Here is a 15427-nt window from a genome sequence, read left to right as displayed (position 1 = left end):
CCTCATGACGACCACTGTCCCCGAGACGGGCACACGGCCGGCGCACGAGGCTCCGCCCGGTGCGGCGCACGGCCCGCGCCGCACCGGGCGGATCAAGCGCATCGCCCTGCCCTACCTGCTACTGCTGCCCGCGCTGATCCTCGAACTCCTCGTCCACCTGGTGCCGATGGTCATCGGCGCCGTGATGAGCTTCAAGGAACTCACCCAGTTCTACATCCGCGACTGGGGCACCGCGCCCTGGTCCGGCCTCGGCAACTACAAGCTGTCGGTGGACGTCGACGGCCCGGTCGGCGAAGCACTGCTGCACTCCTTCCTCGTCACCGTCGGCTTCACCCTCCTGTCCGTCGCCCTGTGCTGGGCGGTCGGCACCGCGGCCGCCGTCCTCATGCAGGACACCTTCCGCGGGCGCGGCCTGCTGCGCACCGTCTTCCTCATCCCCTACGCGCTGCCCGTCTACGCCGCCGTCATCACCTGGGCCTTCATGTTCCAGCACGACAACGGCCTGGTGAACCACCTCCTGCACGACCAGCTCCACCTCACCGGCAAGCCGTCCTTCTGGCTCATCGGCGACAACAGCTTCTACGCCCTGCTGACCGTCTCCGTGTGGAAGGGATGGCCGTTCGCCTTCCTCATCGTCATGGCCGGACTGCAGAACATCCCCAAGGAGCTGTACGAGGCGGCCGCCCTGGACGGTGCCGGACTGTGGCAGCAGATCCGCCGCATCACCCTGCCGTCCCTGCGGCCGGTCAACCAGGTGCTGGTCCTGGTGCTGTTCCTGTGGACCTTCAACGACTTCAACACACCGTACGTGCTGTTCGGCAAGTCGGCGCCCGAGGCCGCCGACCTCGTCTCGGTCCACATCTACCAGTCGTCCTTCGTCACCTGGAACTTCGGCACCGGATCGGCCATGTCCGTCCTGCTCCTGCTGTTCCTGCTGGTGGTGACGGGCGTCTACCTGCTGCTGACCTCCCGAGGAAGGAAGACGGCCGATGTCTGACACCCTCCGGGCGCCCCGGCCGGCCCGTTCGCCGATGGCCCCGCCGCGCTCCTTCCTGTGGACCCGGCGGATCTTCCTCACCCTGCTCGGCGGGTTCGTCCTGGTGCCCGTCTACGTGATGGTGTCCAGCTCGCTCAAGCCGCTGCAGGACGTCTCGGGGAAGTTCCGCTGGCTGCCCAGCGGACTCACCGTCCGCCCGTACATCGACATCTGGTCCACGATCCCGCTCGCGAAGTACTTCCTGAACTCGCTGATCGTGGCCGGTGCGGCGACCGCCGGCTCGGTGGTGATCGCGGTCTTCGCCGCCTACGCGGTCAGCCGCTACTCCTTCCGCGGCAGACGTGTCTTCACCGTGACGGTGCTGTCCACCCAGATGTTCCCGGGCATCCTCTTCCTCCTCCCGCTCTTCCTCCTCTACGTCAACATCGGCAACGCCACCGGCATCGCCCTGTTCGGCTCCCGGGGCGGCCTCATCCTCACCTATCTCACCTTCACCCTGCCCTTCTCCATCTGGATGCTCATCGGCTACTTCGACTCGGTGCCACGCGACCTGGACGAGGCGGCCCTCGTCGACGGCTGCGGACCACTGCGCGCGCTGCTGCGCGTCGTCGTACCGGCCGCGACACCGGGCATCGTCGCCGTCGCCGTCTACGCCTTCATGACCGCGTGGGGCGAAGTGCTGTTCGCCTCCGTCATGACCAACGACGCCACCCGCACCCTCGCCGTGGGCCTGCAGGGCTACTCCACCCTCAACGACGTCTACTGGAACCAGATCATGGCCGCCTCGCTCGTCGTCAGCGTCCCCGTGGTCGCCGGATTCCTCCTCCTCCAGCGCTACCTCGTCACCGGACTCACCGCCGGCGCGGTCAAATAGCGCCCCGCTTCCTCCGAAAGGTTCTCCGTGTCCGACTCGATCGACCTCGCCGCCTTCCCCCGGGACTTCCTGTGGGGCACCGCCACGTCCGCCTACCAGGTCGAGGGCGCCGTCGCCGAGGACGGCCGCGCGCCGTCCATCTGGGACACCTTCTCGCACACCCCCGGCAGGACCGACAACGGCGACCACGGCGACACGGCCTGCGACCACTACCACCGCTGGCCCGAGGACATCTCCCTGATGCGGCGGTTGGGCACCAACGCCTACCGGCTGTCCGTCGCCTGGCCCCGGGTGGTCCCGGGCGGCGACGGCCCCGTCAACGCCAGGGGCCTCGCCTTCTACGACCGGCTGGTCGACGGTCTGCTGGAAGCGGGCATCACCCCCAGCGTCACCGTCTACCACTGGGACCTTCCCCAGACCCTCCAGGACCGCGGCGGCTGGAGCGAACGCGCCACCGCCGAACACCTCGCCCGCTACGCCTCGGTCCTGGCCGAACGCCTGGGTGACCGGGTCACCCAGTGGGCCACCCTGAACGAGCCGCTGTGCTCCGCCTGGATCGGCCACCTCGAAGGCCGGATGGCCCCCGGACTCACCGACCTCACCACCGCCGTCCGCGCCTCCTACCACCTGCTCCTCGCCCACGGCCTGGCCGCGCAGGCCGTCCGGGCGGCCGTCCCCGGCGCACAGGTCGGCCTGGTCACCAACCACTCCACCGTCGCCGCGGCCTCGACGAGGCCGGAGGACGTCGCCGCGGCGGCGCGGATGGACGGCCACACCAACCGCTGGTGGCTGGACCCCGTCCACGGCCGCGGCTTCCCCGCCGACATGCGGGAGCTGTACGGCGTGGAACTCCCGGAGAAGCCGGGCGACTCGGAGACCATCGCCACACCTCTGGACTGGCACGGGCTCAACTACTACTTCCCGGCCACGGTCACCGACGACCCCACCGGCCCGGCCCCGTACGCCCGTGAAGTCCGTCTGCCCGACGTCCCGCGCACCGGCATGGACTGGCAGATCGACGCCGACGGCCTGGAGAGCCTGCTGATGCGGCTCACCGACGACTACGGCGTCCGCCGTCTGTACGTCACCGAGAACGGGTCGGCCTTCCCCGACGCCGTCGCCCCGGACGGCAGCGTGGACGACCCCGGCCGGACCGGTTACCTGGAGCAGCACCTGGCGGCCTGCGCCCGCGCCGTCCGCAAGGGCGCCCCGCTGGCCGGCTACTTCGCCTGGTCGCTGCTGGACAACTTCGAGTGGGCCTACGGCTACGACAAGCGCTTCGGGCTCGTCCACGTCGACTACGAGACCCAGAAGCGCACCGTCAAGACGAGCGGGCGGCGCTACGCGGAGATCGTGCGGGCGCACCGCGAGGGCCTCGCCACCATCTGACCCGCACCGCAGGCACCGGGCCCCGCCCGCCGGACCACGTCCGCCGGACGGCGCCCGGTGCCGCACGGCCCGGCGGCCCGGCGGCAAGTCAACCCCGCCTCACGGCCCGCCGGTGACCGTCAGCGGGCCCTCCCACCGCAGGTCTCCGGCCGAGCGCCCGACCATGAGGCGGTACGTCCCCGGCTCCGTGCGCCAGGCACGGTCCGCCTCGGACCGGTACCGCAGGGCCCTGGCCGGTACGACCACGTCCGCCGCCACCGTCCCGCCCGCCTCGGCGCGGACCGCGGCGTACCCGGCGAACCGGCGCTCCGGCCGCTCCACGACCGATCCCGGACGTGCCAGGTAGACCTGGACGACCTCCCGGCCGGTGCGCCGCCCGGTGTTGCGCAGCCCGACCCGCACCGTGAACGCGCCACGCCCCGCGCCTTGATGCCCCTGATCAGCGCGGCGCCGGTGCGCCAGGCCGGCTCCGGGTTCTCCGAGAAGCACTCGAAGTGCCGCCCGCCCAGCGGGCTGCGGGGCAGGTCGAGCGTCGGGGCGAGCACCACGTCCACCCCCTTGCGGACGGCCCCGGCGGCGAGCAGTGTGCCCAGTTCCGTCAGTAGTTCCTCGTCCCACAGCGCACCGAGGGCCGAGGCCGAGGGCAGCAGGGCGGAGGTCCGCCGTTCGTCCCCGCTCTCCCCGCGCATGCCCGCCGGCCCGTCGGAGCAGACCATCTGCCGCAGCCCGATGCCGGGTTCCGCGGCCGTGCGCCACGTCGTGGCGCCGGTGAGCAGCCGTACCTTCCGCGCCGGGCTCAGCTTGCCGTCGAGCCGGTCGATCATGTCGCCGTCCACGTCGCCGTTCATGCCGTCGCCCGGGCCCGTGCCCCTGTCGTCGCTCATCTCACCCCTCGGTGTGCTGGGGCGGCCGTCCCCCTCGGCGGGAGCAGGCAGAGGGCCCGGCCGGGCCCCGCACGTGGCGCGCGGAACCCGGCCGGGCCGCGAGGACCGGGCCGGCGCTCAGGGCAGCCGGTAGTTCTCGTCGAGGGCGGCACCCGCCTCCGGGTGCGTCTGGTCGTAGCCGCGGGCATCGCACTGCAGGCCGCCCACGACGCAGTGGCCGACCAGCGCCTTGAGCGTGGCGTCGTCCCAGGCGTCGAAGAAGTCGTAGTGGAAGGAGTAGCCGCGGCCGCTGGCCAGGCGCACCTGGCTCATGTCACCGTTGACCGGGAACGCCATCTTGAACTCGATCATCGGCACCGCCACCGGGTGACCGGCGGGACACACGTTGTCGTTGGTGCCGGGTCTGACGACCGGGTAGGCCATGTGGCTCATGTGGTCAGGTGTGTCGAGGTACTTGCCGTCCCAGCAACTGGGAGCCTGGAAACGGATGTTGAGCTGGACGTCGGCCCGGTCGGGGCAGCTCGCCGGGAAGTCGACGTTGAAGTAGCTGTCACCGCACTCCCAGCCCTCGACGAAGCCCGGGTGGTGGCGGAACTCGTCCGCGCTCTGCATCGGGCCGCCCACGACGAACCGCAGCCCCTTGGGGAAGGGCCGCACACTGGTGTAGTCGGTGACACCGGACTTGTAGTAGATCGTCTGCGGTCCGACGGGCAGGATCTTCCGGTCGCCCTTGAACAGCGATGGCATCCAGTAACCCGAGGCGTCACCGGGCGCCTTGCAGGTGGTGGCGCCGCCGTCGAGGGAGGCCGTGGTGCTGTAGGCGTCGGTCGAGGTGTTGCCCATGAAGGTGTGGTCGTGCGACCTGCCGGGCTGGCCCGGGTAGACGACCGGGTCGTCGGGAGCGGTGTGGGTGACCGAGCAGTTGGCCTGGAACTCGTGGAAGTAGCGGTGGGGCGGGTCGGCCGACGACGGTGTGACGCCGGTGACGGGCACAGGGGCCGGTATGTAGCCGTCGCCGTCCGGGTCGTCGGCGGACGTCCGGGTGGACGCCGCCACCGGGTGCCCGGCGTGGGCGACGGCTGCCGCGACGGGCACCTCGCGCCCGCCGTCCCCGGAGGCGGAGGCGGAGGCGATGGTGCCGGCGCCCAGGGCACTGGCGAGGAGCGCGGTGCCGAGGAGCAGTGCGGGAAGCCGTTTCGGGCTCGATCTCATGGGGTCTCCTGCCCGTGGGGTGGGAAGAGGGCCCGCGCGCACGCACGCGGGTCACATGTGCCACACATGCGTGTCGCAGGTGTCGCAGGTGTCGCACGTGCCGGACCTGCCGAACGTGTCGCGCGGGTGGTGCGATCGGTGCGGGGTGGCGGGACACGGTGCCGGCCGGACCCCGCCACCGGCGTCCGGGGCACAGCGGTCAGCCGTAGATCCCCAGCTCATGGAGGGAGTAGCCCCAGCTCGTGCCGCGCGCCGTCAGCTGGAGGCGCACGTAGCGGGCGGTGGCCGACACGCCGAAGGTGTCGACGTCACCGTCACCCGCGGTGGTGGTGTGCACCGGGCGCCAGGTACTGCCGTCGTCGGACACCTGTACCTCGTAGGACTTGGCGTAGGCGGGGTCCCAGACGAGCTGGAGCGTGTGCAGGGCCTTGGACGCGCCGAGGTCGACCTGGATCCACTGGGGGTCGCTCCAGTCGCTGGCCCAGCGGGTGCCGGTGTTCCCGTCGACGGCCATCGCCGGGGTGCAGGGGCAGTCGCCGTAGGACTGCTGGAAGGAGGAGGCGGTCACCGGCCGGTTCAGCGCGAGGTCGGTCCCGCCGACCGGCGGGGCGACGACCCTGACGGACCTGGTCTCGATGCCGGCGTTGCCGTGCCCGTCCTCGGCCTGGATGTAGACCTTCCACACGCCGAGTTTCTGCGGTGCGGTGACGGCGAAGGTGCCGTTGCCCGTGGAGCGCCACTGCGCGTCGACGAGCCGCTTGTCGCCGTTCGCGTAGTTGCCGCTGAGGTAGATCTTGTAGGTGACCGGATCGCCGTCGGGGTCGCGGACGTCGGCGTGCACGGTGAACTCACCGCCGGCCGGGGCGGAGTGGGCGGGGGAGACGGTCATGCCGCTGATGACCGGCGGCGTGTTGTCACCGGCCGTCGAGCCGGTGTACGCCTTCTTGACGGCGTAGTACGACAGCCGCTTGAGCCCGTCGGGTACGAGGTTGAACCACACGCCTCCGAAGTCGTGCTCGGTGCCGTAGTGGAAGAGGGTGGCGCCCAGGGCGACGCCCTGGTGTCCGGTCACGCAGTTCCACGCCTTCGTGTAGCCGTCCGCCTTCTGCACGTCGGTCGGCTCGTCGGGGAGGCCGTTGGCGTCGTCCGGCACCTCCCACTCACCGGCCGGCCCGGTCTCGGTGACGATGTACGGCTTGGTGTACCCCCCGTCGATCCAGTCCTGGCGGACCTTGCACACGTTGCTGTAGGAGTTCATCGCGTACAGGTCGAGGTCGGGCGCGTTGCGCTTGTAGTAGGGCCAGGCGCCGGTCCACGCGTCGGTGGAGGTGACCGGGTGGTCGGGGTCGATGCTGTGGATCTTCTTCGCCACGTCGTTGACGAAGCTGGTGTAGGCGTTGCGCTCGGCCTCCAGCCGGCTGCCGCTGTAGCAGTTCTGCAGACCGAGGACCGACTCGTTGCCGACGTTCCACATCAGCGTCGCCGGATGGCTCTTGTAGGCGTCCACCCACTTGGCGAACTCGGTGAGCATGCTGTTCTTGTACGTCGTGTCGGTCACGTAGTCGACGCAGCCGCCGGCGCCGGGCCCGCCGCCCGGCTGGAGCCAGAAGCCGTTGATCACGTGGATGCCGTCGGCCGCCGCGGCGTCCAGCAGCCCCTTGCTGGAGCCGTCGGTGCCCCAGGTGCGGATGGTGTTGGCACCCATCGCCTTCACGTCCGCCAGGTACTCGGGTGCGTCGGAGATCGCCGGGCCCCAGGTGACTCCCTTGACGGTGTACGGCTGGCCGCCCACGGTCAGCCGCCAGTCGCCCTGGGCGCCCTCGACCTTCACGGCGCCGGTGGCCGGCGGCGGTGTGGTGCCGCCCGCGAAGCCGTAGACCTGGAACTCCCACAGCGAGTACCCGTACCCGCCGGAGCGGGCCAGGCCCTGCATCCGGACGTAGCGGCCGGTCCCGGAGACGGCGAGGTCGTCGGTGCCGCCGTCGCCGCCGGTCACCTTCTTCAGGGTGTGCCAGTCCGTGCCGTTGCCGGACGCCTGGATCTCGTAGTCCTTGCCGTAGGCGCTCTCCCAGGTCAGGACGACACGGTCGAGGCTGGACTCCTGGCCCAGGTCGACCTGGAGCCACTGCTGGTCGCTCCACTGGCTGGCCCACCGGGTCCCGGTGAGGTCGCCGTCCACCGCCGCGGCGGCGGAGTAGCCCGCTCCCTCCTGCGAGGAGGCGGTGGCGGTCCTTCCCTGGGACAGGAGGGTGCCGGCGGCGTGTGCGGCCGGCGCGAGCGCGACGGTGAGCGAGGAGGCGAGGAGGGCGCCGAGCGCGAGCAGGGGCACACCTGCCCGGCGTGGGGCGAAGACGGTCGCGGAGGGTGGTCTGGACACGGGTGTGCTCCTGACGGCTGGATTCGCTGCGGGAGGGGGCGGGGCCCCGCAGGGCCGGGGTGCGGGGCAGGCGGCCGGCCCGGCGGGGGAGCCGTGGCCGGGCCCGTGCCCGGGCGGCACGGTCCCGGCGACCGGTATGAGAGGGGGGGATCAGGGGTAGGACACGACGTTCGAGGGAACGGTCGAGGTGCCCGATGTCGGCCCGCCCGTGTCGTTGATGACGTGTTCGTACTGGCCGTTGCCGCCCAGGGAGACCACCAGGACGTCGTGGAACTTCACCCCGGGCTTCACGGGTGCCTCGAAGCCGTGGTCCTGCCGGATGGACGGGTCCGCGGTGTAGTTGCAGTAGCTGCCCAGGCCCCAGGCCTCGTGGGTGGTGACCGAGTCGTCGACCTTGTAGGCGGCGTACCCCTTGGTCGTGCCGTTCTGGACCGCGGCCTGGTCGGGCGCGTCGTAGGCCTTCTCGTTCTGGAAGAAGACGGTCCGGCCTCGTTCACCGTGCCATTCGACGTCGTACTTGTTGAAGTGCTCGACGAACAGGCCGGTGGCCAGGACGTCGTCGCCGTTGACGCGGACGCCGTAGTCGGCCCGGTTGGTCTCCCAGCCCACGCCGTCACCGTGGTCCGCGCGCCACACCCAGGTGTGGTCGATGATCGTGTCGTCGCTGTTGACGACCAGGCTGGTGGTGGCCCTGCCCGGACCGGCGCCGCCGATGCGGAAGTAGACGTCCTGGAGGGTGGTCGGGTCCGCGGAGTGGTCCGCGCCGGCACCCGAGGTGCCGATCTCCAGCAGGGTGGGGGAGTTGACCGGCCCGGCGTCGACGAGGAAACCGGCCAGCCGCACGCCGTCGACGTCGGCGACCTTCATCGCCGTCACACCGTTGTCCGGGACGATCGTGGCCAGGCCGAGGCCGAGCACGATCGTGTCCGGCCGGTTCACCTGGATCGTCTGGTCGACGTGGTAGATGCCGGGGGTGAACAGCAGGTTCAGGCCCTGGGCGAGCGCGGCGTTGAGGGTGGCAGCGGTGGCGCCCGGCTTGACGACGTAGAACTTGCTCAGCGGGATCGACTGGCCCTGCGTGGCGCCGTTCGCCCACGTGGTGCCGCGCGCGTTGGTGCGCTTGGCCGGTGCGAACACCTTCAGCTCACTGCCGTCCAGGTAGAGGAACGGCTTCTCGCGGGAGACCGGAGTGGTGTCGAGCGTGGTGTACGGGGGCGTGGGGAAGCTGGTGGCGGGCGCACCCTCGACACCGGAGAACGTCATGTTCCACACGCCGTTGGTCCAGCCGCCGACGGAACTGTCCCGGGTGTACCACTGCTGCTGCGAGTACGGTCCGACGGTCCCGTCCACCTTGCTGTCGGCGATGTAGCCGCCGCTGGCCCAGCCGTAGCCGGCGGGCGCGAGGTTGAGGCCGCCCTCGACGTGCATCCGGCGGAACGAGGACGCCTGGGCGACCGCCCACCGGTCCGTTCCGCTGACCGGACGGAGGGCGAGGTTCTCCGCCGAACGCCAGAAGTTCTGGGTGGCGTTGCCGCCTGCCCATCCGGCGTCGACGGTCACGTCCCCGTTGAAGGTGGTGTCGTCGGGCCGCAGGCCGAGACCGGCGATCTGGGTGTAGAAGCCGATCTGCGCGTTGATGCCGTCGTAGGTGCCGGGCTTGAAGAGGAACGCCTGCCGGCCGGTGCCGAACTGGGCGGACTCCTGCTGCTTGAAGACCGCGTCCAGCTTGCCCTGGATGTCGGGGGTCGAGGGGTCGATGATGTGCACGTAGGGGCCGAGGTCGCCGCCGCCGGGCAGCGTCGGGCCGCCGCCGTCACCGCTACCGCCGTACACCTGGAACTCCCACAGCGAGTAGCCGTACTGCGTCGCCCTGCTCACGCCGTACATGCGCACGTAGCGGGCGGTGCCGGAGACATCGAGCGTCTCGGTTCCGCCGGCTCCGGTGGTGGTGGAGTAGGCCGTGCTCCAGTTGGTGCCGTCGGCCGACAGCTCGATGCGGTAGGCCTTGGCGTACGCGGTCTCCCAGCGCAGCACCACCTGGCTGACGGCGGCCGGCGCACCGAGGTCGATCCGGATCCACTGCGGATCGGAGCCGGCGCTCGACCAGCGGGTGGTGAGGTCGCCGTCGACGGCGTCGGCGGCCGGGGTCCCGTAGTTCTCCTGACTGGACGCCGTCACGGGTTTTCCCTGGGACAGCAGTACGGGAGCGGCCTGCGCCGCGGGGGCCGGAAGCAGGACGAGCAGGGCGCCGACCAGTGCGGTCACCAGCGCGCCGACGGTGACCGGGCGCGCGGGAGCGAAGTGTCTTCTTCCTGGGGGCAGCACTGTGTCCTTGGCATGTGGGGACATGAAGTCGTCTCCTGGGGAGGGGAGTTGTGAGGAGCGCGGAGTCGGGAGAGCGCTCTCCGGAACCATGCCCGGCCGTCATGTCGCGGTCAAGAAGTTCAACCGGCTTTTCTTTCGGCTTTGCTTAAGCAGGTGCCTGGGGGAGGGTCCGGGCGGAGATCACCAGAGGGACGCCGGTCCGCGGGGCCGTTGTCATCGCCGTGAACCGGAAAGGCGCGTGGCTCGGCAGGAAGGCGGCGACGCCGCACCTGCGCTCGCGCGTGCGCCGGCCATCGCCCGGCGCACGCTCCCGCGCTGGTGATGGCCGGTCAGGGACACCGGAGGGGTGGTGCCGCCGGATCGGGCCGGCCACACCGCGTCCCGCCACGTCAGGTCCGCTCAGGTCCCGTCCCGCCCGACCGGGTCCGCGAAGGTCCCGTCCCGCCCCGTCCCGCCCGACCGGGTCCGGTCAAGGTCGGGTCGGGTCCGCGTCGGGCCGGCTCGGGCCGGGTCCGTGGTTGTCGTCGCCGTGTGGGCTCAGTCCGCGTGCGGCCGGGCCAGGCCGTGGTCGTAGGCGAAGATCACCGCTTGGACGCGGTCGCGCGCGCCGATCTTGGACAGGACGCGGCCGACGTGCGTCTTCACCGTGGACTCCGACAGGACGAACCGCGTGGCGATCTCACCGTTGGACCAGCCCTTGCCCATGGCGACGAGGATCTGGCGTTCGCGGTCGGTGAGGGCGCTCAGGCGCGGGTCCTCGGCGGACCCGCCGGCGGGGGGCGGGACGATGCGGGCGAACTCGTGCAGCAGACGGCGGGTGAGCGCGGGAGCGATCACCGCGTCGCCGGCCGCCACGGCACGGATGCCCGCGAGGAGTTCCTCGGGGCGGGCGTCCTTGAGGAGGAAGCCGCTGGCCCCGGCGCGCAGGGCCGCGTAGACGTACTCGTCGAGGTCGAAGGTGGTCAGCACGAGGACCCGGGAACGGTCACCCGCGGCGGCGATGCGGCGGGTGGCCTCGATGCCGTCCATGCCGGGCATGCGTACGTCCATGAGGACGACGTCGGGGCGCAGTTCGGCGGCCTTGCGCACGGCCTCGGCCCCGTGCCCGGCCTCGCCGACCACATCCGTCTCGGGAACGGAGTCCAGAAGCATGCGGAAGCCGTACCGCTGGAGCGGCTGGTCGTCCACGACGAGCACGGTGGTCATCGCGCACCGCCCCGGGGGGTGAGGTCGAGGGTGGCGCGCACCGTCCACCCCGGGCCCGCCGGCCCCGCGCTGACGTGTCCGCCGTAGAGAGCGGCGCGTTCCCGCATGCCCACCAGGCCGTGTCCTTCCTCGTTCGTCGTGCCGGGGCCGGCCGCCGGTCCGGGCGGGCCGGAGTCCTGGACGGCGACGGTCAGCCGGGTGTCCTCGGCCACGATCGCCAGGGTCGCCCGCGCGCCCGCGCCGGCGTGTTTCAGCGTGTTCGTCAGGGCTTCCTGCACGATGCGGTAGACGGTCAGCTGCACCCCGCTGTCGAGGGCGTCGACATCACCGGCCGTACGATAGAGGACCTCCAGCCCGGCGGCGCGCACGCCCTCGCACAGCGCGTCGATGTCCGCGAGCCGGGGCTGCGGGCGCAGTTCGGGCTCGCCGCCCGCCTCACCCGCCTCGCGGAGCACGCCGAGCACCCGCCGCAGTTCGCCCAGGGCCTGGCGGCCGGTGTCGCCGATGAGGTGCAGGGCCTCCTCCCCTCGCGCCGGAGCGGTGGCCGTGGCATAGGCGCCCGCGTCGGCGAGCGTGATGATGACGGACAGGTTGTGCCCGACGATGTCGTGCATCTCGCGGGCCACCCGTGCCCGTTCGGCCGCGACGGCGAGTCTGTCGCGCTGGTCGCGTTCGATCTCCAGCCGGGTCGCACGGTCTCGCAGCCCCGCCAGCTGGGCCCGCCGGATGCGGACCACCAGGCCCAGGGCAAGCGCCGCCGTCGCCGTGCTGAGCAGGAAGAACAGCGCGTCCCAGACCGAGATCACCGCGGAGACCCGCACGGCGACCAGGCTCAACGCGCCCGCCATGGCCGCGCAGGCCCACGGAAGCTGCCGGAGCCGGCCGTGCAGGGTGAGGCTGTACAGGGCGACGAAGAGCGAGACGTCCGCACGGAGCGCGGCGCCGAGGGACCACTGGAGGACGAACACGGCTGTGACGACGCCGAAGGCCATGGCGGGTGCCCGGCGCCGCCACAGCAGCGGCAGCACCAGCCCGGTCTGCAGGCCCAGCATGCCCGCCACGGGCAACCGGGTGAACAGCAGGCGGAAGCGGCGCGGGCCGTCCCCGTCGCCGCCACCGCTGATCACGCCGAGCGCGTGCAGCAGGTCCGGCACGCAGAACAGCAGGAAGACGAGCACCACCACCGCGGTGTCCAGGGCCCAGGGACGGGCTCGGTCGGCGTGCCGCAGCCGCTGGCCGGCCCGGCCGAGCCGGGCGACCAGCGGTCCCATCCCGCCGAGATCGTCGGCGGGCACGGTGGGCGCGGCGGGCACCGGGGTGCCGGCGGTCACTGATGTCACCAGCCCATGATGCGGGCTGCCGCCGCTCACACGTCGCTGCGCACCAGCCGGTACGCCGCACCGGCCAGCGCCGCAGCCGTCCAGCCGAGGAGGACCAGCAGTCCCGCGGAGGGGGAAAGGGCTGTCGGGTCATGGGTCAGCGCGAAGACCGACTCGCCCGCGTGACTCGGCAGGTAGGGGTCGATGTTCCCCTGCCATGACGTGGGCAGCAGGGAGACCAGTCCGGGCACCAGCATGAGGGCGGCGACCAGGACGGAGATGCCGCCGGCGACCGACCGCAGGAGCGCACCGAGGGCGGTGCCGATCACCCCGACCAGCCCGAGGTAGAGCCCGGCGCCCAGCAGGGCGCGGACGACACCGGCGTGACCGATGCCCATGGCCGCGGGTGTGCCGGACACGATCCGGCTGCCGACGAGGAAGGCGGCGAACGCGCCCACCGTGGCGACCACCAGGGCGACCAGTCCGTACACCGCCGCCTTCGACCACAGCACGGGCAGCCGGCGCGGCACCGCCGCCAGGGTGGAGCGGATCATGCCGGTGGAGTACTCGCCGGCGGTGACCAGCACGCCGAGCACGCCGAGCGCGAGCTGGGCGAAGTTCGTGCCGAAGAGGGACAGGCTCAGCGCCGTGGACGTGGCGAAGTCGCGGTCCAGGTGGCGGCCGGAGCCGACGCCGGACTTGTAGTGGCTCGCGGCGATGACACCGAAGGCGACGAGGAACAGCAGGCCCAGGCCGAGGGTGATCCAGGTGGAGCGCAGGGACCAGAGCTTGGCCCACTCGGAGGCCAGCACGCGCCGGCCGGTCACCCGGTAGGCGGGGCGGGCCGGGGCGGCGGGGGCGGACTCGGGGGTCTCGGGTGCGGCGGTGAGGGTGCTCATGCGGCGCTCCCGGAAGTCTCGACGCGGGTCGTGGAACCGTGGTACTCCACGGCGTCCCGGGTCAGTTCCATGAACGCCTCCTCCAGCGACACCGCCTTGGTGGTCAGCTCGAACAGGGGGATCCCGTGCTCGGCCGCCTTCAGGCCGATCTCACGGGCGGACACCCCCGTGACCTGAAGTTCCTCGGAGCCGATGCGGCCGGTGATGTCGACGCCCGGTCCGGCCAGCACGTCCCGCAGCCGCGCCGGGTCGTTCGTGGCGACCTTCACGGTGTCGCCGCCCGCCTCGCGCACCAGGTCCCGCACGGTCGTGTCGGCCAGCAGCCGGCCGCGCCCGACGACGATCAGGTGGTCCGCCACCAGCGCCACCTCGCTCATCAGGTGCGAGGAGACGAACACCGTGCGTCCTTCGGCCGCGAGGGAGGTGAGCAGGTTCCGGATCCACAGGACGCCCTCGGGATCCAGCCCGTTGACCGGCTCGTCCAGCATCACGGTCTGCGGATCGCCCAGCAGGGCCGCCGCGATACCGAGCCGCTGGCCCATGCCGAGCGAGAAGGCACCGGCCCGCTTCTTCGCGACGCTGCCGAGACCGGCGAGGCCGACGACCTCGTCGATCCGGCGGCGCGGGATCCCGTGGGTGAGCGCGAGCGCCCGCAGGTGGTGGTGGGCCGAGCGGCCCGGGTGGATCGACTTCGCCTCCAGCAGCGCCCCGACCTCCTGCAGCGGTGCCCGGTGGCGTGCGTAGTGCCGGCCGTTCACGGTGACGGAGCCTCTCGTCGGCGCGTCGAGTCCGACGATCATGCGCATCGTCGTGGACTTGCCCGCGCCGTTGGGCCCCAGGAAGCCGGTCACCGTGCCCGGCCGCACGGTGAAGTCCAGTCCGTCGACGGCGGTCTTCTCCCCGTACCTCTTGGTGAGCTGCTGTGCCTCGATCATTCGCGTTCCCTCTTCCGGGCTCCGGCGCCCGAAACGCCCGACGCCTCCTGCCTCACGCTAAGTCCGTGATCCGCCCGATCCGGTGGTACCGCGGGCTGAAACCCGGGGGTCCGGTGATACCGGGGTACTACGGCCCGGCCGGGCTGCAGGGCTGCCGGGCGGTGCGGCGGGGTGGGGTCCGGCGGGGCGGTGAGGGCAGCGGCGCGGGGGTGGGGTACGGCGGGGCGGTGGGAGCGACGGTGGGGCGGCGCTGCGGCGGGGTGCGGAGGGGACGCGCCCGGTCCGTGGCAGCGGAGGGACGTGCCCCGCCCGCCCGGGGCCGCGGCCCCGGGCCGGGCCGGAGGGCCGCGCCGGTCAGCCCAGTGACGCCGTTGCCGCGCGCAGGTCGTCCAGGGCCGCCAGGGCATGCGGCGCGAGTCCCTGCGTGTCGTCCCGGTCGCCTTCGCACCACCGGGCGTAGCCGCGTTTGAAGGCGAGGACTCCCAGCTCGCCCGCGAGGTGCGCCGTCGGCTCGGGGACACCGCGGGCGACGAGCGCCGCCGTCATCGCGGCCGCGAGACCGACGCTCTTGAGGGCGTCGCGCTCCTGGAGTTCGGTGCTGGCCGCCACGGCGGCCTCGAGGCGGGGGCCGAGTTCGCGGTTGGCCGGTCCCATGGCGCTCGACGCGCGCTCGAGACCGGCCGCCACCGCCTGCAGCGGGCTGGCGTCCGCGGGTGCCTCCGCGATGCCGTCGGCGAGCAGCCTGCTGAGCGTCTCCTGCCCGGCGACCAGCAGCTCGCGCTTGTCGGAGAAGTGCCGGAAGAAGGTGCTCTTGGTGACGCCGGCGCGCTCGGCGATCTGCGCCACCGTGGTCGCGTCGTACCCCTGCTCGGTGAACAGGTCGACGGCCGCGACGACGAGTCGCTGGGTCGCCCCTGGTTGCCATCTAGCCATGAGGACAGGATAGGTGATGGGACTGTTGTCCCGTCACCGTGTAGTGTCAGTGATGGGACAAGAGTCCCATCACTTTC

General features: G+C 72.0%; 12 protein-coding genes and 1 pseudogene. 3 read left to right on the top strand and 10 right to left on the bottom strand.

What is annotated here, in order from left to right; all coding sequences use genetic code 11:
- Positions 1-4 precede the first annotated feature (4 nt).
- From IG64_RS03045 to IG64_RS03035, 3 genes are read left to right on the top strand one after another with little or no spacing between them, the layout of a single operon-like run.
- Entirely contained in the window at positions 5-997 is a 993-nt protein-coding gene (locus IG64_RS03045) for a carbohydrate ABC transporter permease (RefSeq protein ID WP_037851679.1), read from the top strand.
- Positions 990-1871: a carbohydrate ABC transporter permease gene (locus IG64_RS03040; RefSeq protein ID WP_037851535.1), complete on the top strand. Its 882-nt coding sequence runs from the start codon at positions 990-992 to the stop codon at positions 1869-1871. Before IG64_RS03045 ends, IG64_RS03040 begins: the two co-directional genes overlap by 8 nt.
- A 27-nt stretch (positions 1872-1898) precedes the next feature.
- Positions 1899-3260, top strand: a complete 1362-nt coding sequence (locus IG64_RS03035) for a GH1 family beta-glucosidase (protein ID WP_037851533.1) — start codon at positions 1899-1901, stop codon at positions 3258-3260.
- Positions 3261-3359: 99 nt separating this feature from the next.
- On the opposite strand, the gene IG64_RS43200 is transcribed toward IG64_RS03035, so the two are convergent.
- The 10 genes and pseudogenes from IG64_RS43200 to IG64_RS02985 form a co-directional block, all read right to left on the bottom strand.
- A complete protein-coding gene (locus IG64_RS43200) occupies positions 3360-3662 on the bottom strand; it encodes a fibronectin type III-like domain-contianing protein (protein WP_037851532.1) in 303 nt (100 codons plus the stop codon).
- Positions 3663-3670: 8 nt separating this feature from the next.
- Positions 3671-4108 (bottom strand): annotated as a pseudogene (locus IG64_RS43195) (glycoside hydrolase family 3 N-terminal domain-containing protein); the annotation flags it as partial.
- 153 nt (positions 4109-4261) lie between these two features.
- On the bottom strand, positions 4262-5356 hold the full coding sequence (locus IG64_RS03020; RefSeq protein WP_037851529.1) for a DUF1996 domain-containing protein: 1095 nt from the start codon (positions 5354-5356) through the stop codon (positions 4262-4264).
- 199 nt (positions 5357-5555) lie between these two features.
- Positions 5556-7733 (bottom strand): discoidin domain-containing protein, encoded by a 2178-nt coding sequence (locus IG64_RS03015; protein ID WP_037851527.1) that lies wholly within the window; start codon positions 7731-7733, stop codon positions 5556-5558.
- 150 nt (positions 7734-7883) lie between these two features.
- The gene (locus tag IG64_RS03010; RefSeq protein WP_078883748.1) at positions 7884-10082 is read right to left on the bottom strand and encodes a discoidin domain-containing protein; all 2199 of its coding nucleotides are present in this window, start codon (positions 10080-10082) and stop codon (positions 7884-7886) included.
- Between the two features lie 513 nt (positions 10083-10595).
- On the bottom strand, positions 10596-11264 hold the full coding sequence (locus IG64_RS03005) for a response regulator (RefSeq protein ID WP_037851524.1): 669 nt from the start codon (positions 11262-11264) through the stop codon (positions 10596-10598).
- Positions 11261-12535: a sensor histidine kinase gene (locus IG64_RS03000; protein WP_037851677.1), complete on the bottom strand. Its 1275-nt coding sequence runs from the start codon at positions 12533-12535 to the stop codon at positions 11261-11263. Before IG64_RS03000 ends, IG64_RS03005 begins: the two co-directional genes overlap by 4 nt.
- A gap of 95 nt (positions 12536-12630) precedes the next feature.
- The gene (locus IG64_RS02995; protein ID WP_037851523.1) at positions 12631-13482 is read right to left on the bottom strand and encodes an ABC transporter permease; all 852 of its coding nucleotides are present in this window, start codon (positions 13480-13482) and stop codon (positions 12631-12633) included.
- Entirely contained in the window at positions 13479-14417 is a 939-nt protein-coding gene (locus tag IG64_RS02990; protein WP_037851521.1) for an ATP-binding cassette domain-containing protein, read from the bottom strand. The genes IG64_RS02995 and IG64_RS02990 overlap by 4 nt, the downstream gene beginning before the upstream one ends.
- Before the next feature lie 354 nt (positions 14418-14771).
- The gene (locus IG64_RS02985; RefSeq protein WP_037851520.1) at positions 14772-15350 is read right to left on the bottom strand and encodes a TetR/AcrR family transcriptional regulator; all 579 of its coding nucleotides are present in this window, start codon (positions 15348-15350) and stop codon (positions 14772-14774) included.
- Positions 15351-15427: the final 77 nt, after the last annotated feature.

Source organism: Streptomyces sp. NRRL S-340, assembly GCF_000720185.1.
Lineage (GTDB): Bacteria > Actinomycetota > Actinomycetes > Streptomycetales > Streptomycetaceae > Streptomyces.
This window is presented reverse-complemented; position numbering and strand designations above follow the sequence as displayed.

Excerpts from the sequence above, each read along its gene's own strand:
- IG64_RS03045 (WP_037851679.1), top strand. The coding sequence starts at position 5 with ATGACGACCACTGTCCCCGAGACGGGCACACGGCCGGCGCACGAGGCT.
- IG64_RS03040 (WP_037851535.1), top strand. The coding sequence starts at position 990 with ATGTCTGACACCCTCCGGGCGCCCCGGCCGGCCCGTTCGCCGATGGCC.
- IG64_RS03020 (WP_037851529.1), bottom strand. The coding sequence starts at position 5,356 with ATGAGATCGAGCCCGAAACGGCTTCCCGCACTGCTCCTCGGCACCGCG.
- IG64_RS03010 (WP_078883748.1), bottom strand. The coding sequence starts at position 10,082 with ATGTCCCCACATGCCAAGGACACAGTGCTGCCCCCAGGAAGAAGACAC.
- IG64_RS03005 (WP_037851524.1), bottom strand. The coding sequence starts at position 11,264 with ATGACCACCGTGCTCGTCGTGGACGACCAGCCGCTCCAGCGGTACGGC.
- IG64_RS03000 (WP_037851677.1), bottom strand. The coding sequence starts at position 12,535 with ATGGGACCGCTGGTCGCCCGGCTCGGCCGGGCCGGCCAGCGGCTGCGG.
- IG64_RS02995 (WP_037851523.1), bottom strand. The coding sequence starts at position 13,482 with ATGAGCACCCTCACCGCCGCACCCGAGACCCCCGAGTCCGCCCCCGCC.
- IG64_RS02990 (WP_037851521.1), bottom strand. The coding sequence starts at position 14,417 with ATGATCGAGGCACAGCAGCTCACCAAGAGGTACGGGGAGAAGACCGCC.
- IG64_RS02985 (WP_037851520.1), bottom strand. The coding sequence starts at position 15,350 with ATGGCTAGATGGCAACCAGGGGCGACCCAGCGACTCGTCGTCGCGGCC.